The organism is Paraburkholderia sp. MM5384-R2, from assembly GCF_014201025.1.
Classification (GTDB): domain Bacteria; phylum Pseudomonadota; class Gammaproteobacteria; order Burkholderiales; family Burkholderiaceae; genus Paraburkholderia; species Paraburkholderia tuberum.
This window is the reverse complement of sequence record NZ_JACHDI010000012.1, coordinates 74,854-100,508: the sequence shown is the minus strand read 5'-3', so window position 1 is coordinate 100,508 and position 25,655 is coordinate 74,854. Positions and strand designations below refer to the sequence as shown.

Genomic DNA, 25,655 nt, shown 5'->3' with positions numbered 1-25,655 from the left:
TCGTGGGCGGATTGTACCCAAGCGTCTCCGAAACGGGACTTCCATCCGGTGAAGAACACCTGAAACCAGGGTAAGTCATGATGCATAAGGCCTATCGTGTGTCTCAATTTGGAGATAAATTCATCCACCGATTGAGATTGATGCAATCAAAACGATAAGCGGAGACAGCGACAGTATGTTGACCGACTGGACGGGCCTGCCCGCCACCTATGACGACGTGCTTCGTCGGGCGATGGATTCGCTGTTTCGCACGTTCGAAAACTTCAGCGAAGGCACCTTCATCGTCGATGGGCAGGCGCGCGTCGTCTGGATCAACAAGCGGTATGCGGCGCGCTTCGGCTTTGCTGACCCGCAGCAGGCGATCGGCCGGGATTGCGAAGCGGTGATTCCAAACAGTCTGATGCGCGAGGTCGTCAACACCGGCAAGCCGATCCTGCTCGACATCATGGAGACCGATCGCGAGCCGCTCGTCGTCACGCGCCTGCCGCTCAAGGACGATGCCGGGGTGACGATCGGCGCGGTCGGCTTCGCGCTGTTCGACGAGCTGAAAGCGCTGTCGCCCCTCTTTTCGCAGTACTCGCGGTTGCAGCAGGAGCTGATTGCGACGCGTCAGTCGCTTGCGCAGGCGCGCCGCGCGCGCTATACGTTCGGCAGCTTCGTCGGCACGAGCGCGGCGTCGCTCGAAGTGAAGCGCCAGGCGCGGCGCGCGGCGCAACTCGAAGCGCCGGTGCTGCTGCTGGGTGAAACCGGCACCGGCAAGGAGCTGCTCGCGCATGCGATTCACGGCGGCTCGGCGCGCGCGCACAAGCCGCTCGTCAGCGTCAACGTCGCGGCGATTCCCGACACGCTGCTCGAAGTCGAGTTCTTCGGCGCCGCACCCGGCGCGTACACCGGCGCGGATCGCAGGGGGCGGGTCGGCAAGTTCGAGCTCGCCAACGGCGGCACGCTGTTTCTCGACGAGATCGGCGACATGCCGCTGCCGTTGCAGGGCAAGCTGCTGCGCGTGCTGCAGGACAAGGAATTCGAGCCGCTCGGCTCGAATCGGATCGTGCGCGCGGATGTGCGGATCATCGCGGCGACATCGGCCGATTTGCCGGCGCTCGTCGCGGCCGGGCGTTTTCGCGCGGACCTGTTCTACCGGCTCAACGTGCTGACGATCCATGCGCCGGCGCTGCGCGAGCGTCCGTCCGACATCGAGGCGCTTGCCTACGCGATGCTCGAGGAGCTGGCCGCGCAGGCAGGCGGCGGCAGCCACTTCGAATTGCACGACGACGCGTTGCGCCTGCTGTGCGCGTACGACTGGCCCGGCAACGTGCGCGAACTGCGCAATACATTGGAGCGCGCCGTGATGCTGTCCGACAGCGAGCGCATCGATGCGCGTGTGCTCGCGCGGTTCATCGGCTCGGGGCAGGGCGGTGCGGCGGCACCGGCGCGGACCCCGTCCGTCGCGGCCGCCAGCGCGGACGTGGCCGCCAGCGCCGAACCCGCCTCGTGGAGCGACGCGATGGCCGCGTTCGAAAAGCGCTTTCTCTGCGACGCGTTGCGCGCGAACGGCGGCCGCGTCATTGACACTGCGAAACAGATCGGCATGGGCCGCGCGACGCTGTACAAGAAGATCGCCGCGCACGGCATCGACGTTTGACTCGCCGCGCCCGGCCAGCCGCGCCACGCCAACTGACGCAGCACGAGAGCAGCGTGGCACAATCGCGAGATCGAAAAACAAGACGTGACCGGGGTCTCCATGAAATGCCATTCCTTCTTCGCGCGCCGCTCGCGCGGCATCCTGGCCCTAGCCGCGATCGTCGCGCTTGGAGGTTGCAGCAGCAGCGCGCCGCTGTTCCTGCCGGATGGCCGTGCGACCACGCTCGTGCAATGCCCGGTCGGTTCCGACTCGTGCTCGCAACAGGCGGCCGCCAGTTGCAATGGCGCGTTCGACATCGTGCGCCAGTCGAGCGAGGGCGGTACGTTGAGCCTGATCTACGCCTGCCGCGCGACCGCGAAGTAAGCTCCTGACGCCGTGCCGGTGCAATGCCGGCGCGCGCGGCTGGCCGATCCGTTGGCGGCCTTCGGTTTTTTTCGCCTGTTCGCAGTTATTCCCTGCCAATTCCCGATACGCTCGCTGACCACGCTCGTGCCATTCCGGTTACCACATGGCCGTCATAAATTCATGCGCCTAATGGGTGTCCGATAAGCGTTTTGCATGCGAATTGGGATAAGTAAGCCGCATGCGGCATTTTTACAACGTTGAGTCACCGCGCACCGATTATCCTTTGCGCCCGGACCATGATTTATCTTTAGCTTCGGGGCGTCGAACGCAGTCGGTGCGGCAGGCAACGGAACGTGAAATTTGACGGCAGTATTCTTTTTAAACCGTTGGATTTAACCCGGCGAGCAGAAATTGCCAGTTTTTTCCGACGCAGAAGAAGTTCAGGAAGGTTTTTCCGCTGCTGGCGGGCATTACTTTGGGCCGCGCGGGCCAACACGGCTTCATGCTTTCGATTTTTTTGCTTCAACACTAATTCAATAGAATCCGGGGAAAGCAATGAATCATCAGCAACTCGAAAAAGACATCGAGCATCTCGAGCAGATAATTTCCCATATTTCCGCAGAAGACCGTATTCCTTTGTCTTACTGGCGTAACCGCCTTCAGCACGTTTCCGGCGCGGTTCTCGTGCCGGCGCAGGCAACCCGCGTCAAACGCCTCGATGCCGCGCTTTGCGCATTGGAAAAACGGCAGAAAGCCTGAATGTCGTCATTGTGTCCGCCAATCGGGATCGGCAATTAGGAAAGCCGTCGTGTGCGCTTTCGCCGGACAGGTTTTATCTTTCGGTTTGATCGCCCAAAGCGACCTGGGCGCCTGCACGTTTTCTTTTACCGACACAGGATGTACATGCAGATAGCAGGACTTGCCGCGACCCGGCTCGCGACGCTGACCAACGCGATGCAGGGCTACGTGGAGCGGGGCGAAGTGGCGGGGGTGGTGTCGCTCGTATGGCGGCGCGGCGAAATCGGCTACTTCGAACCGGCAGGCCTACGCGACGAAGCCGCGCAATTGCCGATGGAGCGCGACACGCTGTTTCGCATCGCGTCGATGACGAAGCCGGTGACGAGCGCCGCGATCATGATGCTGATCGAGGAAGACCGCCTCGCGCTCGATGCGCCCATCTCGCGGTGGCTGCCCGAGCTTGCCGCGCCGCGCGTGCTGCGTGACCCGACCGGCCCGCTCGAGCAGACCGACCCGTTACGCGCGCCGATTACGGTGCTCGACCTGCTCACGCATCGCGCGGGTTTCGCGTATCACTTCACGGCGACGGGTCCGCTTGGCGAAGCCTACGCAGCCGCGTTCAACGGCTTCGAGGCGAGCGGCGGCAACAGCGCGTGGCTCGCGCGCATCGCCGTGTTGCCGCTGATGTTCCAGCCCGGCTCGCGCTGGCACTACGGCGTGGCGACCGACGTGCTCGGCGTGCTGATAGAACGCGTGAGCGGCATGACTCTTGGGGAGTTTTTCCGCACGCGCATTTTCGCGCCGCTCGGCATGCGCGACACCGCGTTCTGGGTGCCCGACGCACAGCTTGCGCGCCTCGCCACCGCGTACAACATCGATCCCGGCACGCGGCGTCGTGTGGTCGAGGATCATGCGGCGGCGAGCCGCTGGGCCAATCCGCAACGCTTTCAGAGCGGCGGCGGCGGGTTGGTCTCGACCGCCGAGGATTATCTGCGATTCGCGCAACTGCTGCTCGGGCGCGGCCGCGTCGGCGACACACGGCTGCTGTCGCATCGCTCGGTCGACCTGATGCGCAGCAATTTCCTGAGCCGCGACCAGCGCCGCCTGCCTGCCTTCGGTCACGTGATCTGGGCGGGGCAAGGCTTCGGCCTCGGCCTGTCGATCGTCGATGATCCGGCGCAGCAATTGCCGCTCGGCTACCGCTCGCTCGGCTCGTTCGGTTGGCCCGGCGCGTACGGCACGAGCTGGTTCGCCGATCCGGTCGAAAACATGATCGGCCTGATGCTGATCCAGCGCCGCTCGATCGACCCCTTCCCGATGGCCATCGACTTCGAACGCCGCGTCTACGATGCGATCGACGGTTGAGCGGGGCCGCCGCGCATGCGCTCGGCCGCGCGATTCACTATCCTGTGATTTATTCGTCTGATAGTGTCCGCCAACCATTCATCGCGATTCATCGCAGTGCGTCCAACCGAGGGGGGAACACCGGCATGGCCTCTTACAAACAGCTGACTGCGCAACTCGAAAAACTCCACAAGGAAGTCGCAGTCGCGCGTGAAAAAGAAGTCTCGCAAGCTATCGCCGATATCAAGCAGAAGATTGCCGAATACGATCTGACCGCCGAAGAACTCGGCTTGACGAGCGCCTCGCCGAAGCCGCGCCGCAAGTCGTCGACGACGACGTCCGTCGCCAAGTACCGCAATCCGAAGACCGGCGAAACCTGGAGCGGCCGTGGGCGCTCGCCGGCCTGGCTCGTCGGCAAAAATCGCGAGCGGTTTCTGATCGACGGTTGAGCTTCGTCGTGGGTGCCGATGCGTCCGCGTTCTCTGAAGTGATGCGTGGTTTGATCCGTTCCGCACCGTTGCAAAGGTCCCGAAAACGCTCACCTTTGCGTGACGCCTGAACGCACACGGCGATATTTGCCGATGCATTCGAATCTCGCGGGATGCTTCGGTGAGCCAGGCTTTGTCGCACGACGCACCTCCGCGGGTGCGAATCGCCATCGTGCCGCACCGCCCCGCGCCGCTCGACGAAAACCCGCGACAGCCTTTGCTGGCGGGCGTTTCCAGGCGTCGAGCCGGAACCTGTTCATAGCGGTGCGAAGCTTTATCGCCGTTTTCCTGCGCATCGCGTTGGCGGCGCCCGCGCCTTGGCAGGTGCGTGCATGCGCTTCGCGATCCTCACCTTTGACCGCAAATCGATATTCGCCGCCGCAAGTCCCGAAAACGCTCACCTTTGCCACAAGCATGCGCGGCGCGCCGACGCTCGCGCCGTCGCCCCGTGCGGCGCCGGGGCCCTTTCCCCCGGCCGTCGCGCCAGACGTGTATCATTCGCACCTTGCGCCGTTTTTGCGCCAGCGATTCCCGCATTGTCGAACGCTGGGTCGTGACCCGTTCGCCACCCGTTTTCGGACGCGGCGCGAGCGCCGGCCGATCCGGGCCCGCGCCCGATTCTCGCAGCTCGACGCCGCCGCGCCACGCGCGGCTACCGGCCGCCCACGGCCGCCGGGAACCGCCTGAACCCCTTTCCGTGACCGCCAGACCCGATGTCAGTCTCCGAACTCAAACGCCGCCGCACGTTCGCGGTCATTTCCCACCCGGACGCGGGTAAAACCACGCTCACCGAAAAACTGCTGCTGTTCTCGGGCGCGATCCAGATCGCCGGTACCGTGAAGGGCCGCAAGAGCAACCGCTACGCAACGTCCGACTGGATGGAAATCGAAAAGCAACGCGGCATTTCGGTCGCGAGTTCGGTGATGCAGTTCGAGTACGGCGATTGCGTGATCAACCTGCTCGACACGCCGGGCCACGAGGATTTCTCCGAGGACACGTATCGTGTGCTGACCGCGGTCGACGCCGCCGTGATGGTGATCGACGGCGCGAACGGCGTCGAAGCGCAGACGCTGAAGCTGCTGGAAGTCTGCCGCAGCCGCAAGACGCCGATCGTCACGTTCATCAACAAGCTCGACCGCGAAGTGCGCGAGCCGCTCGAACTGCTCGATGAGATCGAGCAGCACCTCGGCGTGGCGGCGGTGCCTTTCACATGGCCGATCGGCATGGGCAAGGATTTCCAGGGCGTCTACGACGTCCAGCGCGATCAGGTGCGGGTGTTCCGCGCCGGGCAGGACACGGCCGGCGGCGCGGTCGAAACGCTGCAGGCACTGAGCAACGAGGAAGGCGAGCGCCGTTTCGGCCACGCGTGGGTGCGTGCGAAGGAAGAAATCGATCTGATCACCGGCGCGACGCCCGAGTTCGACCGTGAGCAGTTCCTCGCCGGCCAGCAGTCGCCGGTGCTGTTCGGTTCGGCGATCAACAACTTCGGCGTGAAGGAGATTCTCGACGCGCTGGTCGACCTCGCGCCGCCGCCGTCGATGCGCATGACCGTGCAGCGTCCGGTGCAGCCGGAAGAGTTGAAGTTCACCGGCGTCGTGTTCAAGGTGCAGGCGAACATGGACCTCGCGCACCGCGACCGCGTCGCGTTCATCCGCGTGTGCTCGGGACGTTTCGAGCGCGGCATGGCGGTGAAGGTCACGCGCTCGAACAAGACGTTCCGCGCAAACAACGTGGTCACGTTCCTGTCGCAGCGTCGCGAGACGGTGAGCGAGGCGTATCCGGGCGACATCATCGGTATTCCGAACCACGGCACGCTGAGTCTCGGCGATACGCTGACCGAAGGCGAGCAGCTGCAGTTCGTCGGCCTGCCGTTCTTCGCGCCGGAAATTTTCCAGACCGTCGAAGTGGTCGATCCGATGCGCGCGAAGCAGCTCGGCGAAGCGCTGAAGCAGCTCGGCGAGGAAGGCGCGATCCAGGTGTTCCGTCCCGAAGCCGGCGGTCTGATGATTCTCGGCGCGGTCGGGCAACTGCAGTTCGAAGTGGTGTCGCACCGTCTGTCGACGGAATACAAGGTCGCCGTGCGCATGGCGCCGGCGCGTTACCGGCTGTCGCGCTGGGTGACCTGCGACGACGCGGCCGAGCTGCGCCGCTTCACCGACTCGTACTCGGCGCGAATCGCGCTCGATGCGTCCGATGCGCCGACCTATCTGGCCTCGCACGTATCGGAGATCGAAGTCGCACAGAAGGCGTGGCCGAAGATCGTGTTCAACGAGTTGCGCGAGCACTCGGGGGCGCCGTTCAGAAAGGCGATGTAAAACCGCGAGTCCGCTGGTTTCGAAGCAAAAAAGCCGCGTCGTTCGACGCGGCTTTTTACTTTTCCGCCGCAACAACGTCCCGCGCCCGCGCGCGACTTCGCCTATGCTGACGGAACCACCCGCCTCGCCGCGAAGCCGGCTCCAATTCCTGTCCAACCGCATGGAGCGCCCGTGACCGTTCGCAACCTCGACGCCTTGTTTCGCCCGAAATCCGTCGCCGTGATCGGCGCGTCCGAGCGGCCGGGCAGCACCGGCGCGATGGTCTGGGCGCGTGTGCTGGAAGGCGGCTTCGACGGCCCGCTGTGGCCGGTCAATCCGAAGCACGCGACGCTCGGCGTCCACCCGGTGATTGCCGACGTCGGCGATCTGCCGCAGGCGCCCACCGTCGCGGTGATCTGCACGCCGCCCGCGACGTGGCCCTCGCTGATCCATAAGCTCGGTGGCATGGGCACGCGCGCCGTAATCATCGTCGGCGAGGTGCGCAGCGATGAAGACCGTCTCGAACTGCGGCATGCGCTGTCGGCGGCGCGGCCGCATCTGTTGCGCATCGTCGGACCCGGCAGTCTCGGCGTGGTGTCGCCGGCGCTCGGCGCGCATCTGGGCGCGCCGTCGTGCACGGTCAAGGCGGGCGGCGTCGCGTGGGTGTCGCAGTCGAATGCGCTGACCAACGCAGTGCTCGGCTGGGCACGAGCGCGCGGGCTCGGTTTTTCGCACGCAGTGGCGCTCGGAGCGGAGGCCGACGTCGATGCCGGCGACGTGCTCGATTACCTCGCGAGCGACCCCGGCACCCGCGCGATCCTGCTCGAACTCGACAGCGTGCGGGCGGCGCGCAAGTTCATGTCGGCCGCGCGCGCGGCGGCGCGCAACAAGCCGGTGCTCGCGTTGCGCTCCGGCCGCGACGATCCCGCCGACGGGCTCTACACAGCGGCGTTCCGGCGCGCGGGCCTCGTGCGCGTCGACGCGCTCGACGATCTGCTCGACGAAATCGAAACGCTCGGCGTCGGCCGCGTGGCGGCGGGCGCCACTGCCACGCTGATCACTAGCGACCGCGGTCTCGCGACGCTCGCGCGCGACGCGTTCACCGCCGCCGGCGGCCTGCTCGCGCCGTGGCCGGCCGCGGCGTCGGACGCGCTGCGCGAGGCGCTGCCGCTCGCGGTCGGCGGCAATCCGCTGCTGCTCGGCGACGGCGCGCGTCCTGAGCACTTCGGCACCGCGCTGAAGCTGCTCGGCGAGTATCGCGAGACCGGCACCGCCGTCGTGGTGCACGCATCGACGCATGGCGCGCCCGTCGACGATGTCGCGCAGGCGTTGATCGAGCATCAGCGCTTTGCGTATCGCGGGCTGCTCGCGTGCTTTTTCGGCGGTGTCGATGCGATGAGGCGCGACGCGCTGCATGCGCAGGGCATCCCGGTGCACACGACGCCGCAGCGGCTCGCGCGCGCCTTCGCCCGTCTGGTCGATTACCGGCTGGGCCGCGAACTGCTGATGCAAACGCCGGAAGGACTGCCTGCGCAGATTCCCGAGTCGATCGACGCCGCCCAGGCGCAGGCTCGCGAAGCGTTGGCGGCGGGCGCGAGCGAGCTGGCCGGGGCGGCGGCGGCGCGGTTTCTATCGCGGTTCGGGTTGCGGGTGGAGGGCGCGCAAGGAGGGGGCGCCCACGCATCGGGCGCCGATGCCGACGGCGCCGCAAAGCCCATCGTCGACGTCGCCGTCGAACTGCACGACGACGACAACTTCGGCCCCGTGTTCCGCTTCGCCGCACCGCCGATCGACGGCGTTTCCAGCGGGTTGCACGTGTACGGCCTGCCGCCGCTCAATCCAATGCTCGCGCGCGATATCGTCACGCGTTCGCACTACGCGAGGCTGGTCGCGCCGGAGCCGACGCTCGCGGCGTTGACGGCGGTGTCGCAAGCGGTTTGCGACGTGCGCGAGATCGTCGGCCTGTCATTGAAGCTCAGGGTCTACCGGGACCGCGTGACGGTGGTCGATCCCGTGTTGCGGCTCGGCGCGCAGCGCAGCCGTCTCGCGATCGTGCCGTATCCGCGCCGCTTCGAGGAAACGATCGACTGGCAGGGGATGCGTGTAACGGTGCGGCCGATTCGCCCCGAAGACGAAAACGCGCATCGCGAGTTCGTGCAGGCGATGACGCCGGAAGATTTGCGGCTGCGTTTTTTCGCTTCAGTCGGCGCGTTCGACCACTCGCAACTCGCGCGCATGACGCAGATCGACTACGACCGGGAAATGGCGCTGATCGCGACGGTCGACAACGAAGACGGCGTCGCGCAGACGCTCGGCGTGGTGCGTGCGGTGGCCGATCCCGACAACGAGACGGCCGAATTCGCGGTGACCGTGCGCTCGGATCAGAAAGGGCGGCGCCTCGGCCAGCTGCTGATGCAGCGGATCATCGCGTACGCGCGGGCGCGCGACACGCACTGGCTGATCGGTGAAGCGTTGCGCGAGAACACCGCGATGATCGCGCTCGCGAAGGCCAGCGGCTTCACGATCACGCGGACCGATGACCCCGGTGTGGTCGGCTTGCGGATGGCGCTCGACGAAACGGCGGGGGCGGACCCGAAGTCCGCCGCGCAGAACCAGCCGGCGCGTTGAGCGGCTGACGTCGCGAGCCGCTCAACGCATGGCTTCACCGCCTCACGCCGCCAGCTTCTGTGCCGCCTCATCGACCTGCGCGCGCGTGACCGACAGCTCGTCGAGCCATGCCTGCGCATACACGGTGCCGGTTTCGCGTTCGAGCCGCGCGATCGTCGCGGCGCAGCGGTTCGCGTCCTTCAGCGTCGAAATGAACGCTTTCACCGACTCACCGCCCTTGAACGCGTCGAACAGCGGCACGCGAATTTCGTCGGGCAGCGCACGGGCGGTCCATTGGTACGGCTTGCCGTTGAACGTCAGCGACGGCGGCAGCATGCGCTCCTTGCGCGCGGCCGGAATCAGGCCGTAGGTGCGCGCCGCTTCGCCGATCTGCTCGGGCGAAAACAGCTCGTCGGGCGTGATGTGGAACTGCTGGATGAAGGTCTCGATGCTTTGCATCGCGGCGGCGCGGTCGTCGCGGCGCTTCTGCGCGTGGGCGACGATGTCGCGCAGTTCGTCGGCTTCTTCGGCGGTGATCGTGAAGCTCGACTGCTTCTGCTGGAGTTCGGAAAAGCGCTGGAATTCGGAATCGGTCAGAAGTTTGGCCATTGCTCAATCGATGCGCGCGCATGAGCCCGTCATGCGGCGTTATTTTGGAAGGGCCGCCATTCTAAACCATGTGCGCGTGCGCGCCGCCGCGCAACTTACCGCGCAACTTACCGATCACGCCGCCTGCTCGCGGAACATCGACAGCGCCTGCACCGTGTCGCGCAGCAGCGTGGTGGCCGCTTCGAGCGTCGGCGCGACGTATTCGTCGATCCGCCGCAGATACGGGCAGGTCAGCACCGCGATCGCCTGTCCCGACGGCGCGAGTATCGGGAACGTCACGTCGGTGACGCCGAAGGTCTGCTGGCTGTCCTTCTGCCAGAAGCCCGCCGCGCGGATGCGCCCGCAGTCCTCCTCCAGCGCGTCGAGATCGAGCGTCACTTCGCCCTTCACCTTCGTGTGCTCCGCCAGCATCTGCTGGCGCTGCTCGACGCTCTGGAACGCGAGCATCACGCGCCCCGAACCGGTGTCGATCAGGCCGACCCGCGAACCGAGCCGCACTGACATGCCCCATGTGCCCGGTCCGTCGACTTGGGCAATCACCAGCAGGTTGCCGCGGTCGTAGACGACGAGGTGGCAAGACTGCTCGGCCGCGTCGGCGAAACGCTGCATCAGCGGCAGCGCTTCTGCGATTACCCGGTTCATTGGCGGATGACGGTGCGCGAGCGCGAACAGCTTCAGGCTCAGCGAGTAGCGGTCGCCAGCCGCCGAGCGCACCACGTATTGGCGCGCGACGAGGCGTTCGAGCATCCGGTACATCTCGCTCGCGTTGCGGCCCAGCTGCCGCGTGATTTCGGCGCGCGTCAGTCCTTCCTTCTGCTCGGACAGTAGCTCGAGAATGTCGAGGCCTTTATCCAGCGCGGGGGCGCGATAGCGGTCGTCGTCCTTGTCTTCGGCGTCCATCGTGAGGGTCGGAGAATTCGGTGTTGAGTTCTTATTATCTGGTGTGCGCGGGCGAGTGCGTAGCATTTCGCGAACTGGATGGCCTATGTCCAGGGAAAACCCAGGCGTCCGCGCCGCGTAGTTTTCTTGACTTGGAAAAATTCGAATATGAATAATACGTTCATTGGTGAATGAATGCACTTCCCAAGCGGTGCGCGGAGTGTGACCGCCGCACCTCGCCGCCGCATGGTAAAAAGACCACAAATCTGGAGACACGCTCATGTCGGCATCGATCGTATCGAAAATCGGGCAGCGGCGCCGTATCGGCCGCGGCTCGTTGCAGGTGAGCGGACTGGGGCTCGGCACGGCGCCGCTCGGCGGCCTGTACCGCGACCTGTCCGACGAGGAGGCCCAAGCGACGATCGCCGCCGCCTGGGACGCGGGTGTGCGCTACTTCGACACCGCGCCGCACTACGGCAACACCAAGGCCGAGCATCGGCTCGGCGCCGCGCTGCGCCACTATCCGCGCGGCGAGTATGTGCTGTCGACCAAGGTCGGCCGCCGCTTCGTGCCGCGCAAGTCGCCATTCGACGACCGCGAAGGCTGGCAGAATCCGCTGCCGTTCGAAGCGATCTACGACTACACGCACGACGGCATTCTGCGTTCGTTCGAGGACAGCCAGCAGCGCCTCGGCATCATCGATATCGACGTCCTGCTCGTGCATGACATCGGTCGCGTCACGCACGGCGACCAGCATCCGCACTACTGGCGGCAACTGACCGAAGGGGGCGGCTTCCGTGCGCTCGAGCGCCTGCGCTCGACGGGCGCAATCAAGGCGCTCGGCCTCGGCGTCAACGAGGGCGCGGTGATCCTCGACGCGATGGCAGAGTGCGATATCGATTGCGCGTTGCTCGCGGGCCGTTACACGCTGCTCGAGCAGACCACCCTCGACGACCTGCTGCCCGCCTGCGAGGCGCGCGGCGTCAGCATCCTGCTCGGCGGCGCGTTCAATTCGGGCATTCTGGCGCGGGGCGTCGAAGGCGATCTGAAGTTCAATTACGGCGCCGCGCCGCCCGAGGTGATCGAGCGCGTCGCGCGTCTGGAGGCGGTCTGCCGCGCGCATGACGTGCCGCTCGCCGCCGCCGCGTTGCAGTTTCCGTATGCGCACCCGGCGGTCGCCACCGTGCTGACCGGCGCGCGTAGCGCCGACGAATTGCGCGAGAACGTCGCGTCGTTCGAGCTGCCGATCCCCGCGGCCTTGTGGTCCGCATTGCGCGACGCGGGCCTGCTCGACCCGCGTGCGCCCGCGCCCGAGGACTGATCCGACCATGCCGATCGACGCTCACCAGCACTACTGGGACCCCGCGCGGGGTGACTACGAGTGGCTGACGCCGGAGCTGAAAATCCTCTACCGGCCGTTCGGGCCTGATGATCTGAAGCCGTTGCGCGAACAGGCCGGCATCGAGCGGACCGTGGTCGTGCAGGCCGCGCCGACGCTCGACGAAACCCGCTACCTGCTCGACATCGCGCGGCACGAGCCGTCGATCGCGGGCGTGGTCGGCTGGGTGCCGCTGTTGTTGCCGAACGCGCCCGACCTGATCGAGGTGCTCGCGCGCGAGCCGAAGTTCAAGGGCGTGCGGCCGATGCTTCAGGATCTGCCCGACGACGGCTGGATCGCCAACCCCGATCTCGCGCCGGCGATCGAGGCGCTGATCGCGCACGATCTCGCGTTCGATGCGCTGATCTATGCGCGTCACGTGCAATACGTCGAGATCTTCGTGCAGCGTTTTCCGGCGCTGCGCATAGTGGTCGATCATGGCGCGAAGCCGCCGATCCGCTACGGCCAGGCGGGCTACCCGGTATGGCGCGACGCGATCACGCGGCTCGCCGCGCTGCCGCAGGTGCACTGCAAGCTGTCGGGTCTCGCGACGGAGGCCTCGCCCGGCTGGACCGAGGACACGCTGCGGCCCTACGTCGAGCATCTGCTGAACACATTCGGCCCCGCGCGGCTGATGTGGGGCAGCGACTGGCCGGTGCTCGAACTGAACGGCGACTATCTGCTGTGGCATTCGGTGGCGACCACGCTCGTCGCGTCGTTGAGCGACGCCGAGCGCGACGCCGTGTTCGGCGAGAACGCCGCCGCGTTTTATCGGCTTTGATTTCGTTAGCAGCCCATTCAACTGGAGTCGTAGATGACACAAAGACTGGCCGGCAAAACGGCCCTGATCACCGCAGCGGGACAAGGTATCGGTCTCGCCACCACCGAACTGTTCGCGCGCGAAGGCGCGCGTGTGATCGCCACCGATATCCGCATCGACGGACTCGCCGGCAAGCCGGTCGAGGCGCGCAAGCTCGACGTGCTCGATGGCGCGGCGATCAGGGCGCTCGCCGCGGAAGTCGGCACGATCGACGTGCTGTTCAACTGCGCGGGCTTCGTACACTCGGGCAATATCCTCGAATGCAGCGAGGAGGACTGGGATTTCGCCTTCGACCTCAACGCGAAGGCCATGTACCGTATGATTCGCGCGTTCTTGCCGGCCATGCTGGAGAAGGGCGGCGGCTCGATCATCAACATGTCGTCGGCGGCGTCGAGCGTGAAGGGCGTGCCGAATCGCTTCGCGTACGGCGCGTCGAAGGCCGCGGTGGTCGGGCTGACGAAGTCCGTCGCTGCGGATTTCGTCACGCGTGGTGTACGCTGTAACGCGATTTGCCCGGGCACGGTGTCCTCGCCATCGCTCGAACAGCGAATCGCCGCGCAGGCTCAGGCGCAGGGCGCGTCGCTCGATGCGGTGCAGGCCGCCTTCGTCGCGCGTCAGCCGATGGGCCGCATCGGCAAGCCGGAGGAGATCGCCGCGCTCGCGCTGTATCTCGCGTCCGACGAGTCGTCGTTCACGACGGGCCAACTCCATGTAATCGACGGCGGCTGGTCGAACTGATTCTGATTGACTGACGAACCGAACACTACTGAACGTAAAGGGAAGTGCAACGATGAAACTGCTTCGTTATGGGCCGAAAGGCCAGGAAAAGCCGGGCCTGCTCGACGCGCAAGGCAAGATTCGCGATTTGTCGAAGCTGGTGGGCGATATCGACGGCGCTGGGCTCGGCGATGAAAGTCTCGCGAAACTGCGCGCTCTCGATCCGGCAACGCTCCCGGTCGTCGAAGGGAATCCGCGCGTTGGACCGTGCGTCGGCAAGATCGGCAAGTTCATCTGCATCGGCCTGAACTATGCGGATCACGCGGCGGAATCGAATCTGCCGGTACCGGCCGAACCGGTCATCTTCAACAAGTGGACGAGCGCGATCAGCGGCCCGAACGACGACATCGAAATCCCGCGCGGTTCGAAGAAGACCGACTGGGAAGTGGAACTCGGCGTCGTGATCGGCAAGGCGGCGAAGTATGTCGACGAAGCGAACGCGCTCGAGCATGTGGCCGGCTACTGCGTCATCAACGACGTGTCGGAGCGCGAATGGCAGATCGAGCGCGGCGGCACGTGGGACAAGGGCAAGGGCTTCGACACGTTCGGCCCGATCGGCCCGTGGGTCGTCACGCGCGACGAAGTCGCCGATCCCCAGAACCTGAGCCTGTGGCTCGAAGTGGACGGCCATCGCTACCAGAACGGCAGCACGAAGACGATGATCTTCAGTGTCGCGAAGCTGGTGTCGTATGTGTCGCAGTGCATGAGCCTGCAGCCGGGCGACGTTATCTCGACCGGCACGCCGCCGGGCGTCGGCATGGGTGTGAAGCCGAACCCGGTGTTTCTGAAGCCGGGGCAGACGGTGCGTCTGGGTATCGAAGGGCTGGGCGAGCAGACGCAGAAGACTTACGCGGCGGAGTAACGCGCTTTCTCTTTCCGTCATATCGCCGTGAATGAAAGGCCGTTCCTGTTTCGCGCAGGAGCGGCTTTTTTCATGGCGTCCCGGCTTTAACTCCCCGCCTCCTGCTCCCCGTTCTCTCCAATCCGATTCACGGTCCCCTGCGCGACCGCCACCAGCTTCTCGCGGTTCCCCTCCATCACGAACACGCTGCACTGGCAGGTCGCCTGATGCCTGCCCGCATAGACCACGCTGGCGCGCGCGATCAGCGTGCCCTTCACTGCCGGGCGCAGATAATTGATCTTGTACTCACCGGTCACGACTCTCGGACCCAGCGACAGCGCGCCCGCGAAAGTCAGCGCATTGTCGGCGAGATAGCTGATGACGCCGCCATGCACGAAGCCATGCTGCTGCCGCAGTTCATCTCGAATCGGCAGACTTAGGGTGAGCTCGTCGCTGCCGGCGTGCATCAGCTCCGCGCCTAGCAGCATGCTGAACGGCTGGGCGTGCAGTGCGCCGCGCGCCCGGTCGAGTAGGTCGGTCATCGTGGTTCCTTCGTGCAGGGTCTGGGTAGGGCATCGGTGCAACAAAACATCCGCGCGGCGCGTGCCATGCGGTCCCTACCCACTCTAGGAAGTGCCGCTGCGCTGCGCAAGGTGATTCCGCGCGATGAGCGGCGCATTGTTGCGCAAAACAACCGCAATCGCGACGATCGACGATGAAACCCGCACGTAGAGCGCTTTTTGCGGGAATTGGCCTCAAGCCGCCAATCGGCCTGCCGTTAACCCTGGTGTACCTCCGTTATCCTTTGTTCCCAGGTGTCCACGATGTTCAGCAAGATCAAGGTCGCATCCGGCCTGCTATGTGTTCTGGCCGCGTTCTGCGTCTTCCAGCTCGTCACGGTAGGGTTGGGCTTCTGGTCACTGACACGCACGCACGACGACGTCGGCGATCTGTCGAACATCGCGCTGAAGCAGGTCGACGCGGTCAACCAGACGACGCAGCGCCTGATGGACGCGCGCATCAACCTGTCGCGTGCCGGCACGCGCATGGTGCGCGGGGGCACCGAGCCCACGGACATCGTGCAGCACGCTCGCGAACAGCTCGCCGCCGCCGATCAGTCTTTCGCGACCTTCACGAGTGCGCAGAAGACCAGCGACGAAAACAGCGCGCGCGCGGCCGCGCTCGCCGAACGCTACAAGACGCTGCATGGCGCGCTCGCGGAGCTCGCCCAGTATCTCGACTCGAACAACATCCAGGCCTTCCTCGATCAGCCGACGCAGTCGTTTCAGGACGCTTATCTGGCGGAAGTGCACAACTTTGGGCAATTCGGCGACGCCGCGAGCCGCGCGTCGCTCGATTCGATCGATGCGCGCGTGGCGGCGTTTCGCATCGTCAGCGTGGTGATTTTGCTCGTGCTCGTCGCCGGCACGCTCGCCGTCTATACGGCGCTGCGCCGCGGCGTCGTGGCACCGCTCGAGGAAGCGGGCCGCCACTTCGAGCGCATCGCCCGAGGCCGTCTCGATCAACCGATCGCCGCACGCGGCAGCAACGAAATCGGCCGTCTGTTCTCGGGCCTCGCCACGATGCAGGCGAGCGTCGCACGCACCGTCAAGAGCGTGCGCGAGTCGGCCGACTCGATCCATCTTGGCGCCAACGAAATCGCGACCGGCAACGCCGATCTGTCGGCGCGCACCGAAAACCAGGCAGCATCGCTCGAGGAAACGGCATCGAGCATGGAGGAACTCACAGCGACCGTGCGCCAGAACGCCGATCATGCGCGCGAAGCCAATGCGCTCGCCGAGACCGCGCTTGACGCGACGTCGCGCGGCGGCGAAGTCGTCAATCAGGTGGTCGACAAGATGCGCGGCATCGCGCAGAGCTCGGACAAAATCGCCGAGATCATCTCGGTGATCGACGGTATCGCATTCCAAACCAACATCCTCGCGCTGAATGCCGCTGTCGAGGCGGCGCGCGCGGGCGAGCAGGGCCGCGGCTTCGCGGTCGTGGCCGGCGAAGTGCGCGGCCTCGCGCAACGCAGCGCGCAGTCGGCGAAGGAAATCAAGACGCTGATCAGCGAATCGGTCGCGCAGATTCAGGGCGGCTCGACGCTCGTCGAGCGCGCCGGCGAAGCGATGAGTCATGTGTCGGCGTCGATCTCGCGCGTCACGCAGATGATGGCCGAAATCAGCGCGTCGTCGCTCGAGCAGAGCACCGGCATCGAGCAGGTGAATCAGGCGGTCGTGCAGATGGACGAGATGACGCAGCAGAACGCGGCGCTTGTCGAGCAGGCCGCGGCGGCGGCGGCTTCGCTGCATCAGCAAACCGAGCAATTGAAACAGGCCGTTTCCGTGTTCGAAATTTCTGAAAGTGTGTTGCGCACGCAACAGCGCGGAGCGATGTCCGTCGCAAATGCAGAATTCGCATTAACCGGAATGCATGCGCTTTAAAGCGGCGACGCTTGAAAACGACGTAGAAATAGAAAATGGCCCGCGTAAAGCGAGCCATTTTGCATTAGACGCAAGCGCCTGTAGAGGCGCCTATCGTGACGTCCAAGTCTGTCTCAAAGTACCCGAAGGAACTTAGACCGGCTGGATGTTTGCAGCCTGCTTGCCTTTCGGGCCTTGCTTGACTTCGAACGACACTTTCTGGTTTTCCTGCAAGGACTTGAAGCCCGAAGACTGGATTTCCGAGAAGTGTGCAAACAGGTCTTCGCCGCCGTCGTCCGGGGTGATGAAGCCAAAGCCCTTTGCATCGTTAAACCACTTAACAGTACCTGTTGCCATTTTTGATCCAAATAAATGTTGTGTATTGCATCGCGACCGCAATCGCTCCAATGCGAGAGCGAGCACGAGGGGAGAGTTGTATCACGTCTTTATGACAGACGCCAATCAACCTGCGTCCGGGTATTCCCCGGTTTTGCTGTTTTTTCGCGCTTTGAGAAGGTCTGACGAGAACTTTTTTGCGCCAGGGTTTACCAGCGACATAAAATTTCTCCCGCGACCCGGCGGCGGACATTTGTCCGTGCGTGCCCCCACTTTATTGAGACGATCAAGCATCGAACTTCATCTATCACTGGCCAAATTCGGCTAAGTTCCTGCTCCAAATTCGGCGTCCGCAGGCAGCGCCGCGTAGGCGGTGGCCAGATGATAAGGCGTCGTTGACGGCATGTCCGTACGTGCAATTTCGCCGCTCGACGTCTTGCATTCGAACCAACCGTGTTCATGCAAAAAGCATCGCTGAAAACGTGCGATCTGTTGCGGCAGCGCCGCGCGCACGGCCGGATCGTCGTGACTGGCGAGCGCGCGCAGATATTCCGTTTGCGCCCAGATCCGCTGGGTCGCGTCGGTGACCTTGCCAGCCTCGTCGAGCGATGCGCACACGCCGCCGTTGTCCGGGTTCACGCCATGCTGCTGCGCGAAGGTGAAGGCGCGCGCCAGCGCGTCGGTTAGCCCCGTGCCGTCGAACAGCGCGCCCGCCTGCCTGACCAGCCAGTACCACTCGAACTGATGTCCCGGCTCCAGGCGGTTGCCGCTCGCGCCGATCGGCAATTCGGCGATACAGCCGCTCGGCGCATGCACGAAGTGTCGCGCGACCGCGCCAGCGAGGCGGCGCAACGCGGCGCCGAAGACGTTGTCCCGCGTCGCCTCGCAGGCGGCGAGCCACGCTTCGGTCAGGTGCATCAGCGGATTCTGCAACGGCGTGGCGGTGACCTTCGAAAAGTCGAGGTTGAGCGCGGCGTTGAACAGATCGCCGTCGGCCGCGAAGTTCGACTGGATCAGCGCGGTCGTGCTGTGCACGAGCTTCAGCGCGTCGAGGTTGTCGGAGCGCCGCGCGTATTCCGCGCACGCGAACACGACGAACGCGTGCGTGTAGAGGTCCTTGGTGGTGTCGAGCGGCAGGCCGAGCGCGTCGACGCTGTAGAACCATCCGCCGTGGTCGGCGTCCCGAAAGGTGCGGGTCAGCGAATCGAACAGCACGCGCGCGTGTTCCATGTCGCCCGCTTGTGCAAACGTGAACAACTGCCGCGCGCATGCCATCGCCCGATAGCGTTGCGCGGGCAGCGGCTCGCCTCCGGTGGCGTCGAGCGCTTCGTAGGGCAGCTGCAACGCGTGATTGAAGCCGGGCCCGCGCCACATCGGCAGCACCACGTTCGCGAAGTGCTCGCGCAGCGCGGTCGCGGCGGTGGTCGTCGAAGCAGGGGGAGGGGGCGTGCTTGGCATCGTCGGTTGGTTCGGGCGCGCAACGCGCGCAGTGTGTCGAGGCAGCGTTCAGGGCGGCGGTTCAGGATTCCGCTCGCCGAGACTGCTGCGGTGTGCGGCCTAGCATAAAGCAAACGCCTCGCGCTGACAGCTTGGGTCAAGCATCCGAAATGCTCGACGCCGACGCGGGGCGACAGACGCATCAGGCGCGACAGATGCACGAGCCGCATGGAATGCGCAACGCGGGCGCACTGAGCTGCCGCCGCCGCTCATTTCGGATAAGGAGGAACAACGATGCCCGGTAATCTCGAACTCATCTCCCGTGTCGTGCTGGCCGCGATGCTCGGCAGCGTGATCGGCTACGAGCGGGAGCGGTTGTCGTGGGCGGCGGGCTTGCGCACGCACATGTTGGTCTGCGTGGGCTCGGCGCTCATCATGATCGTGTCCGCGTAATTCGTGACGCAGCAAAGCGACGATGTGAACGAGTGCGACGAAGTGATCATCACGCTGCATCGCGTGTCGAATGCGGAATGCGAGTCGATCTGCGCTCGCCTTCGGCAATGAGAGGGCGTGCGGGAATTCCAGGGCGACGACGCGAGGTCGTGAAAGGCGCGAGGCGCGCGAAAGGGCGCAAATCGTCGGGGAATGGCTTCGGCACAGGCAGAGCGCCATGCGACAATGCTGGCTCTAAATATTCCAATGGCAATGACAAGCGGCATCCGGCGCCCCGTTCCTGGCGACGACCGCTTTTTCCTCTATGGCAGATTCCGCAGCATCCCCGCAGTCCATGCCCCCGCGCGTCGCTTCGAAGAAGCAGCGCCAGGGCGCCGTCTCCACCGAAACCGAAAACAAGCTGGCGCGCGCGGCGCGCTCGGCGCAACGCCTCGCGCAACTGAGCGGCGTCGCGCGCGACGACAGTACGCTCGACCTGTTCCCCGACGATCCGACCCGCGCGACGCTCGAGGCGATGAACATCGACGTCCGCCAAGGCACGCTGCACGGCTTCGAACTGCCGGACGTGGTGCTGCAGGCGGTCGGCGTATTCGATGAACACGGGTCGCTCGACAAAACTGCGCGCCGCGCACCGCGTGCGGCGAAGCTGGATGCGCCGATGTCGGTGAACGGGCAGTTGAGCGGGTTTGACGTCGAGCCGGTGATGGCGGTTGCGGATGCGTCTGCAAACAAGCCCGCAAACGAGCCCGCGAACGGCGCCCCCGACGGCTCAGCGTCGAACGCCGCAGCAAACACCGACGACAAGCCCGCGGCAATGTTGCGTGAGTCATCCGCGCCGCTCAGCTCGGCGATGGCCGCCGCGACCGTCGCGCGCAGCGTGACCGCGTTGCGCCAGGCGGCCGAAGCGGAGTCGGCTGCGACGGTGGGCGCGGGCAAGCCACAGCAGCGTTTCGCCGCGACGTTCGCGAAAGCCGCGACGGCATCGCGCGATGCCGCAGCGGCTACCGCCCCGGCTTCGCTTGCAACGTCCGCTGCGACCGACGGCAGTAGCATGGGCCAGTCCGCCGACGAGCCCGCGACGCGTACACAATCCGCCTCGCCAGAGGCCGTGACCACGAAACAGGACGACAAGCTCTCCGCCACCGCGCAGTTGACGACACCCCGGTCCTCGTCCGCAGACAACCACGCCGGATTCGCCACTTCCTCGCGTGACGCGAGCCGCACGGACGCGGCCGCCGCCGCGCTACGCTCGGAGCCGGAACTCGACCGGGCGCGTGCCACCGCGTTCGCCGATACGGTCGATGCGCTCTATGGCGTGATCGCCGATCAACGCCGCGCCGCGACCGATCATTCGCGGCGCGTGAAATGGATGCTGTCGATCGTGGTCGGTGCGCTGCTGGTGACAGTGGCGATCGGCATCGCGCAGACGCTGCTGCTGATGCGCCTCACGCGCGAGACGACGGCCCAGCAACACCGCATCGAACAGATGATGCAGAACCAGCAAGCGGCGATGGTGAGCCTGCTCGACGCGCATGCGGCGACAGCGAACGCCGCGTCGGCGCCCGCCGCCACGACCCCCACCGCAGCGCCCCCCACCGCAGCGCCCCCCGCCGCGCCCCTACAGCCCAGCGCGACGCCCACGCGCGCGAGGCACGCTCGCGCTTCGCACCGGCGCCCGCCGAGTCACTAAATCGGGGACGTTGTCGCGATGCAACGCCTCCCGGCCCAATGGCATCGCGGCAACCCGCCGCAGCGAAAATTTGCTGCATTGCACTAGCTTTTCCCTAGGGAAAACCCCTATAATCACGAATAAGGGAAAACCCTAGCAATGCAGTCACTAACCGGGAGTCGCCATGAGCTACATCTTTGCACTGTTCCAAAAGGTCAGCGACCTCTTTGCGTCGCCCCATCTGCCGCTGGATTCGGACTACTCGTACGCAGCGCGTGCCCGTGAAGCAGAGCGTCTGCGCCACGCGCAGGCCACGCTGTTCGGCATCAAGCTGACGGACTAAAAACCAGCCGCACCTCCCGAGCGCGCGACAACGCGCCGGGGCGCGCACCTCGAGTGCGCTTCTCATTGAGCCACTATTCGCGAAATGCGGATCGTGGCTTTTTGTTTTTCGGGGCTTTCTTGTCGCGATGCACCATTGCGCGACGAGACAGACGTATCAGCGCCAGGCCTCCAGTGTCTGTCCGACTCCTTGCGAAATATTTCGGGGCCGAAATGAATGTAACCAGCTTTCGCGCTGATTCAGCGAGTCGAATGAAAGCATCGCCCCTAAGTCTTTGTTGAATGAAGCGCGAAAGCGACACCGCGCTTCCGTCAACAGGCCCCCTCTATGAAATGCTCGCTTACAAGTGCTAACGTCTTCACGCGATCCGGGCCGCTAAAGTGAGTCTCAAGCGTACGGCGTCTGGTTCGGCTCACAAGCGAAGCGAACGAAGCGAATCGCACGATCCGAGCAAACACGGACGCTGGCCTGGAATAAAACTTTGACGGGAGGTCATTATGAAAAACTTTGGCAAGGCATCGCGCTCGCTGATCGCAACGCTGCTCGCGGGCGGCGCACTCGTCGCGGCTGGTAGCGCATTCGCGCAAGACCGCGTGATCGTCGAACACGGTCCGGCACCAGTCGTGTACGGCCAACCGCATATGATGCCGGTGGGCGTGTCGATCAACATCGGCTGGCACGGCGATCGTTACTGGGACGGCCACCGCTACTGGGAGCACGACGAGTGGATGCGCCATCATCCGCACGACTACGATCCGCACCACCGCGGCGACGATCGCGACGATCACCGCACCCCGCCCCCGCGCTACTAAAGCGCGCCTGATGGCGTCGCAACAGGCGGCGTGAGTCCACGAAGCCGGTCTTCCCTCGATGGGAAGGCCGGCTTCGTCGCATTTGGGCGTGCGAGTCCGACCGTGGTATTGCGCGTGCTGCGCTATGCTTCGGGGCTTTCATCGACGGCAGCGGGAGCGGGTGTGGACAAGACGACACAGGATGTAGCGATAGGGGTGGTGGGCACGGGACTGATGGGCGTCGGCATTGCGACGCAGGCCGCGTTGCATGGATACCGGACGATCGTTCACGACGTTGATCCGGCGCGACTCGAGAGCGTCGCGCCGAAAGCGCAAGCCGTGCTCGACGAACTGATCGACGCGGGCCGTATCGACGATGCTGCCAAACAGGCGGCGCTCGCGCGCATCGAAACCAATGCGCAACTCGATGCGATCGGGCAAGCGCGCTTCGTGATCGAGGCGATTCCCGAAGCGCTCGAACTCAAACACCGCCTCTACGCGACGCTGACCGGCCTGCTCGCCGATGATGCGATCCTCGCGAGCAACACCAGCGGCTTCCCGCCCGACCAGCTTGCCACCCCGCTGCGCGCGAAAGAACGCTTCGTGATCGCGCATTTCTGGAACCCGCCGCACATGATTCCGCTCGTCGAGGTCGTGCCGGGCACCGAGACCGCGCCAGAAGTCGTGCGGCAAACCGCCGGACTGATGAGCGCGATCGGCATGGAGCCGGTCGTGCTCGCGAAGGCGATTCCAGGCTTCGTCGGTAATCGGCTGCAGTTCGCGGTACTGCGCGAGGCGTTGCACATCGTGCGTTCGGGGGCAGCGACGCCCGAGGTCGTCGATCGCGTGATGAAAGCTTCGCTGGGACGTCGCTGGGGCATCGTCGGACCATTCGAGGGCGCGGACATGGGCGGACTCGACACGTTCGTCGACATCGCCTCGCATCTGATGCCGCAACTCGCGAAAGACGAGGACGTGATCGATCTGCTGCGCGCGCAGGTCGACGCGGGGCGTGTCGGCGTGCGCAGCGGCGCGGGGTTTCATGACTGGGACGAAGCGCGCATCGCGCGGGTAAAGGAAGGGCGCAAGCGCGTGATCGGGCGCGGCTAGTGCGGTATAAATAGCCGTTCCGTGCCTGGTACTCCGCCGCTTTTCGCGCTAACTGCCACACGCGTCGCAAGCGAACCTAAATCAACTCCAAGCCAACCCCAAGCCACTTCATGCCTCACTACTTCTACGACCCCGCCGCCGGTCACGGCCTCCCGCACGATCCTTTCAAGGCGATCGTCGCGCCGCGGCTGATCGGCTGGATTTCGTCGCGCGATGCCGAAGGCACGCTCAATCTCGCGCCATACAGCTTTTTCGGCGCGTTCGCGACCTTTCCGCCGATCATCGGTTTTAGCAGCGAGGGCCGCAAGGACAGCCTCGCCAACATCGAGGCGACCGGCGAATTCGTTTGGAATCTCGCCACCCGGCCGCTCGCGGAGCAGATGAACCGCTCGTCGGCGCCGGTCGCGCCGCATGTCGACGAGTTCGCATTGGCCGGGCTCACGCCGGCGCCGGGCCGCAACGTGGCGGTGCCACACGTGGCCGAATCGCCGGCGGCGCTCGAATGCAAGCTGCTGCAGATCGTGCGTCTGCATGATGTCGACGGCAAGCCTATGGACAACTATCTGTCGCTCGGCCAGGTGGTCGGCGTGCATATCGACGACGCGTATCTGAAGGACGGCCTGTTCGACACGCACGCCGCGCAGCCGATCATGCGCGCGGGTTATCGCGCCGACTATGCGCAGATCGGCGAGATGTTCCAGATGATCCGGCCAACGGCCTGAACTCGCCCTCAGCAGCTTCCGCTGATTAGCGGATCACTCAGGGTGTCACCGGCGGCGGCTTGCGCGGGGACTGCGCGGACGTTTTTGCCGCGGAGTCACTGTTGCCGCTCCCGCTCCCGCTCCCGCTCCCGCCCACGGGCGCATCCACTTCAACCTCGACGACCGCAGCCGCGACCGGCGCGGCCGCCGTGACTTCCGCCGCAATCGCCGCGGGCACCGGCTGGATCGGGCGCGCACGCGAGCTGACGAGCACCGCGCGCGGTTCATTGTCGAAAATCACGGCCCGCACGCGCGGATAAATCTCCCGCTCCCAGCGACGTCCGCTGAACACGCCGTAGTGGCCGACGCCCGTTTGCACGTGATGCGTCTTCAGATACGGCCGCAGACGATCGCACATGTCCTGCGCGGCGAGCGTCTGACCGACCGCGCAGATATCGTCCTTTTCACCTTCCACGGTCAGCAATGCGGTGCGGCGAATCTTCGACGGCTCCACCAGCCGCCCCTCGACTTCGAGCGCGCGTAACGGCAGCGCATGCTGCTGGAACACGGTGTCGACGGTCTCCAGATAGAAGTCGGCGGTCAGATCCATCGTCGCGAAGTACTCTTCGTAGAACGTGCGAATCGTGTCGGCTTTCTGCGGATCGCCCTTGCCGCGCTCGTAGTACATCGTTTCGAACGAGTCGGCGTGGCGGCCCGGATTCATCGCCATGAACGCGGCGAGCTGCACGAAACCCGGATACACGCGACGCTGCGCGCCGGCAAACCCGAACGGCACCGCGCTGATCAGATTGCGCTCGAACCACTCGATCGGCCGGCTCCTGGCCAGTTCGTTGACGCGCGTCGGATTGATGCGCGTGTCGATCGGGCCGGCCATCAGCGTCATGCTGGCCGGCTGCGCGGGATGGTCGTCGGCGGCCATCAGCGCGACGGCGGCGAGCGCTGCGACGGTCGGTTGACAGACCGCGAGCAGATGCGTGCCGGACCCGATCGCCGCGGTGAAGTCGATCACGTGGCGCACGAATTCATCGAAGCCGAAGCGGCCTTCGCCGAGCGGCACGTCGCGCGGGTTGTGCCAGTCGGTGATATAGACGTCGTGCTCGGTCAGCATCGTGCGCACGGTTGCGCGCAGCAGCGTCGCGAAGTGGCCCGACATTGGCGCAATCATCAGCACCCGCGGCTGCGGCGTGGAAAGCACGACGTCCTTGCGAAAATGCAGCAGCGAGCAGAACGGCGTGCGCGCGACGACTTCCTCGACCACCGCGACCGGCTCGCCTTCGGTGACGACGCTATCGATGCCGAACGGCGGCCGTTTCGGCGTGAGTCCGCCGAGCATCAGAAGTTCGCACGTCGCGCGCAGCGAGCGTCCGTGCGGCGTAGCGGCGAATGCGGACCATGCATCGAGCGAACGGTTCGCCAGCGCCGCGCCGTGCCGCAGCGGTAGCAGCAGGTCGGCGCAGGCCTGATAGGCAGGATAGGCGAACAGATTCATACTTTCACTCGAATGCGCCAGAAAGACGGGAACTCGAATAAAAGCAAGTGGTGCGCCAGGCGCTGGCGCGCGTTGCCCCTGTGTCGCGTCATATCTGCGTGGGTCGGCATATCACTT

At 65.2% G+C, this 25,655-nt stretch carries 23 protein-coding genes and 1 pseudogene; 18 read left to right on the top strand and 6 right to left on the bottom strand.

Going from position 1 to position 25,655, the window contains the following annotated elements:
* Positions 1-175: 175 nt before the first annotated feature.
* The 7 genes from HDG37_RS19930 (at position 176) to HDG37_RS19900 (ending at position 9,479) form a co-directional block, all read left to right on the top strand.
* A complete protein-coding gene (locus HDG37_RS19930) occupies positions 176-1,642 on the top strand; it encodes a sigma-54-dependent Fis family transcriptional regulator (RefSeq protein WP_184050621.1) in 1,467 nt (488 codons plus the stop codon).
* Positions 1,643-1,741: 99 nt separating this feature from the next.
* Entirely contained in the window at positions 1,742-2,005 is a 264-nt protein-coding gene (locus HDG37_RS19925) for a hypothetical protein (protein WP_184050619.1), read from the top strand.
* A gap of 537 nt (positions 2,006-2,542) precedes the next feature.
* Positions 2,543-2,746 carry a hypothetical protein gene (locus HDG37_RS19920; RefSeq protein ID WP_090808221.1) on the top strand — a complete coding sequence of 68 codons (204 nt, stop codon included), beginning with the start codon at positions 2,543-2,545 and terminating at the stop codon, positions 2,744-2,746.
* 144 nt (positions 2,747-2,890) lie between these two features.
* A complete protein-coding gene (locus HDG37_RS19915) occupies positions 2,891-4,090 on the top strand; it encodes a serine hydrolase (RefSeq protein ID WP_184050617.1) in 1,200 nt (399 codons plus the stop codon).
* Between the two features lie 125 nt (positions 4,091-4,215).
* On the top strand, positions 4,216-4,518 hold the full coding sequence (locus tag HDG37_RS19910) for an H-NS family nucleoid-associated regulatory protein (protein WP_184050615.1): 303 nt from the start codon (positions 4,216-4,218) through the stop codon (positions 4,516-4,518).
* Positions 4,519-5,270: 752 nt separating this feature from the next.
* Positions 5,271-6,872: a peptide chain release factor 3 gene (locus tag HDG37_RS19905; protein ID WP_184050613.1), complete on the top strand. Its 1,602-nt coding sequence runs from the start codon at positions 5,271-5,273 to the stop codon at positions 6,870-6,872.
* 171 nt (positions 6,873-7,043) lie between these two features.
* Positions 7,044-9,479, top strand: a complete 2,436-nt coding sequence (locus HDG37_RS19900) for a GNAT family N-acetyltransferase (RefSeq protein WP_184050611.1) — start codon at positions 7,044-7,046, stop codon at positions 9,477-9,479.
* A gap of 42 nt (positions 9,480-9,521) precedes the next feature.
* On the opposite strand, the gene HDG37_RS19895 is transcribed toward HDG37_RS19900, so the two are convergent.
* Together HDG37_RS19895 and HDG37_RS19890 are read right to left on the bottom strand one after the other, a co-directional pair.
* Positions 9,522-10,067 (bottom strand): hypothetical protein, encoded by a 546-nt coding sequence (locus HDG37_RS19895; protein WP_184050609.1) that lies wholly within the window; start codon positions 10,065-10,067, stop codon positions 9,522-9,524.
* 114 nt (positions 10,068-10,181) lie between these two features.
* Complete coding sequence (locus tag HDG37_RS19890) at positions 10,182-10,967, bottom strand: IclR family transcriptional regulator (protein ID WP_184050607.1); 786 nt, start codon at positions 10,965-10,967, stop codon at positions 10,182-10,184.
* A 259-nt stretch (positions 10,968-11,226) separates the two neighbouring features.
* On the opposite strand from HDG37_RS19890, the gene HDG37_RS19885 reads away from it, so the two are divergent.
* Genes HDG37_RS19885 through HDG37_RS19870 form a run of 4 tightly spaced genes read left to right on the top strand, consistent with a single transcriptional unit; the run spans position 11,227 to position 14,783 of the window.
* Positions 11,227-12,267 (top strand): aldo/keto reductase, encoded by a 1,041-nt coding sequence (locus tag HDG37_RS19885; RefSeq protein ID WP_184050605.1) that lies wholly within the window; start codon positions 11,227-11,229, stop codon positions 12,265-12,267.
* Between the two features lie 7 nt (positions 12,268-12,274).
* Complete coding sequence (locus HDG37_RS19880; RefSeq protein WP_184050603.1) at positions 12,275-13,105, top strand: amidohydrolase; 831 nt, start codon at positions 12,275-12,277, stop codon at positions 13,103-13,105.
* 33 nt (positions 13,106-13,138) lie between these two features.
* Positions 13,139-13,882, top strand: a complete 744-nt coding sequence (locus HDG37_RS19875; RefSeq protein WP_184050601.1) for an SDR family oxidoreductase — start codon at positions 13,139-13,141, stop codon at positions 13,880-13,882.
* A 52-nt stretch (positions 13,883-13,934) separates the two neighbouring features.
* Positions 13,935-14,783 (top strand): ureidoglycolate lyase, encoded by an 849-nt coding sequence (locus tag HDG37_RS19870; RefSeq protein ID WP_184050599.1) that lies wholly within the window; start codon positions 13,935-13,937, stop codon positions 14,781-14,783.
* 86 nt (positions 14,784-14,869) lie between these two features.
* Here the strand turns inward: HDG37_RS19870 and HDG37_RS19865 are convergent, their stop codons facing one another.
* Positions 14,870-15,304 carry a PaaI family thioesterase gene (locus HDG37_RS19865; RefSeq protein ID WP_184050597.1) on the bottom strand — a complete coding sequence of 145 codons (435 nt, stop codon included), beginning with the start codon at positions 15,302-15,304 and terminating at the stop codon, positions 14,870-14,872.
* Positions 15,305-15,586: 282 nt separating this feature from the next.
* Here HDG37_RS19865 and HDG37_RS19860 point away from each other — a divergent pair, with 282 nt between their 5' ends.
* Entirely contained in the window at positions 15,587-17,209 is a 1,623-nt protein-coding gene (locus HDG37_RS19860) for a methyl-accepting chemotaxis protein (protein ID WP_184050595.1), read from the top strand.
* A gap of 132 nt (positions 17,210-17,341) precedes the next feature.
* Here HDG37_RS19860 and HDG37_RS19855 read toward each other — a convergent pair whose 3' ends face one another.
* Positions 17,342-17,545 carry a cold-shock protein gene (locus HDG37_RS19855; protein WP_018424088.1) on the bottom strand — a complete coding sequence of 68 codons (204 nt, stop codon included), beginning with the start codon at positions 17,543-17,545 and terminating at the stop codon, positions 17,342-17,344.
* Between the two features lie 303 nt (positions 17,546-17,848).
* Positions 17,849-18,982, bottom strand: a complete 1,134-nt coding sequence (locus HDG37_RS19850) for an AGE family epimerase/isomerase (RefSeq protein ID WP_184050593.1) — start codon at positions 18,980-18,982, stop codon at positions 17,849-17,851.
* A gap of 273 nt (positions 18,983-19,255) precedes the next feature.
* Here HDG37_RS19850 and HDG37_RS40390 point away from each other — a divergent pair.
* The 6 genes and pseudogenes from HDG37_RS40390 to HDG37_RS19820 form a co-directional block, all read left to right on the top strand.
* Positions 19,256-19,411: pseudogene (locus tag HDG37_RS40390) on the top strand (MgtC/SapB family protein); the annotation flags it as partial.
* A gap of 307 nt (positions 19,412-19,718) precedes the next feature.
* Positions 19,719-21,104 carry a hypothetical protein gene (locus tag HDG37_RS19840; RefSeq protein WP_184050591.1) on the top strand — a complete coding sequence of 462 codons (1,386 nt, stop codon included), beginning with the start codon at positions 19,719-19,721 and terminating at the stop codon, positions 21,102-21,104.
* 163 nt (positions 21,105-21,267) lie between these two features.
* A complete protein-coding gene (locus tag HDG37_RS19835) occupies positions 21,268-21,426 on the top strand; it encodes a hypothetical protein (protein WP_184050589.1) in 159 nt (52 codons plus the stop codon).
* 497 nt (positions 21,427-21,923) lie between these two features.
* Positions 21,924-22,238 carry a hypothetical protein gene (locus tag HDG37_RS19830; protein ID WP_184050587.1) on the top strand — a complete coding sequence of 105 codons (315 nt, stop codon included), beginning with the start codon at positions 21,924-21,926 and terminating at the stop codon, positions 22,236-22,238.
* 213 nt (positions 22,239-22,451) lie between these two features.
* On the top strand, positions 22,452-23,327 hold the full coding sequence (locus tag HDG37_RS19825) for a 3-hydroxyacyl-CoA dehydrogenase family protein (protein WP_260334951.1): 876 nt from the start codon (positions 22,452-22,454) through the stop codon (positions 23,325-23,327).
* 110 nt (positions 23,328-23,437) lie between these two features.
* Positions 23,438-24,049 carry a flavin reductase family protein gene (locus HDG37_RS19820; protein WP_090808250.1) on the top strand — a complete coding sequence of 204 codons (612 nt, stop codon included), beginning with the start codon at positions 23,438-23,440 and terminating at the stop codon, positions 24,047-24,049.
* Positions 24,050-24,086: 37 nt separating this feature from the next.
* Here HDG37_RS19820 and HDG37_RS19815 read toward each other — a convergent pair whose 3' ends face one another.
* Positions 24,087-25,538, bottom strand: a complete 1,452-nt coding sequence (locus HDG37_RS19815; protein WP_184050584.1) for a polyhydroxyalkanoate depolymerase — start codon at positions 25,536-25,538, stop codon at positions 24,087-24,089.
* Positions 25,539-25,655 lie beyond the last annotated feature (117 nt).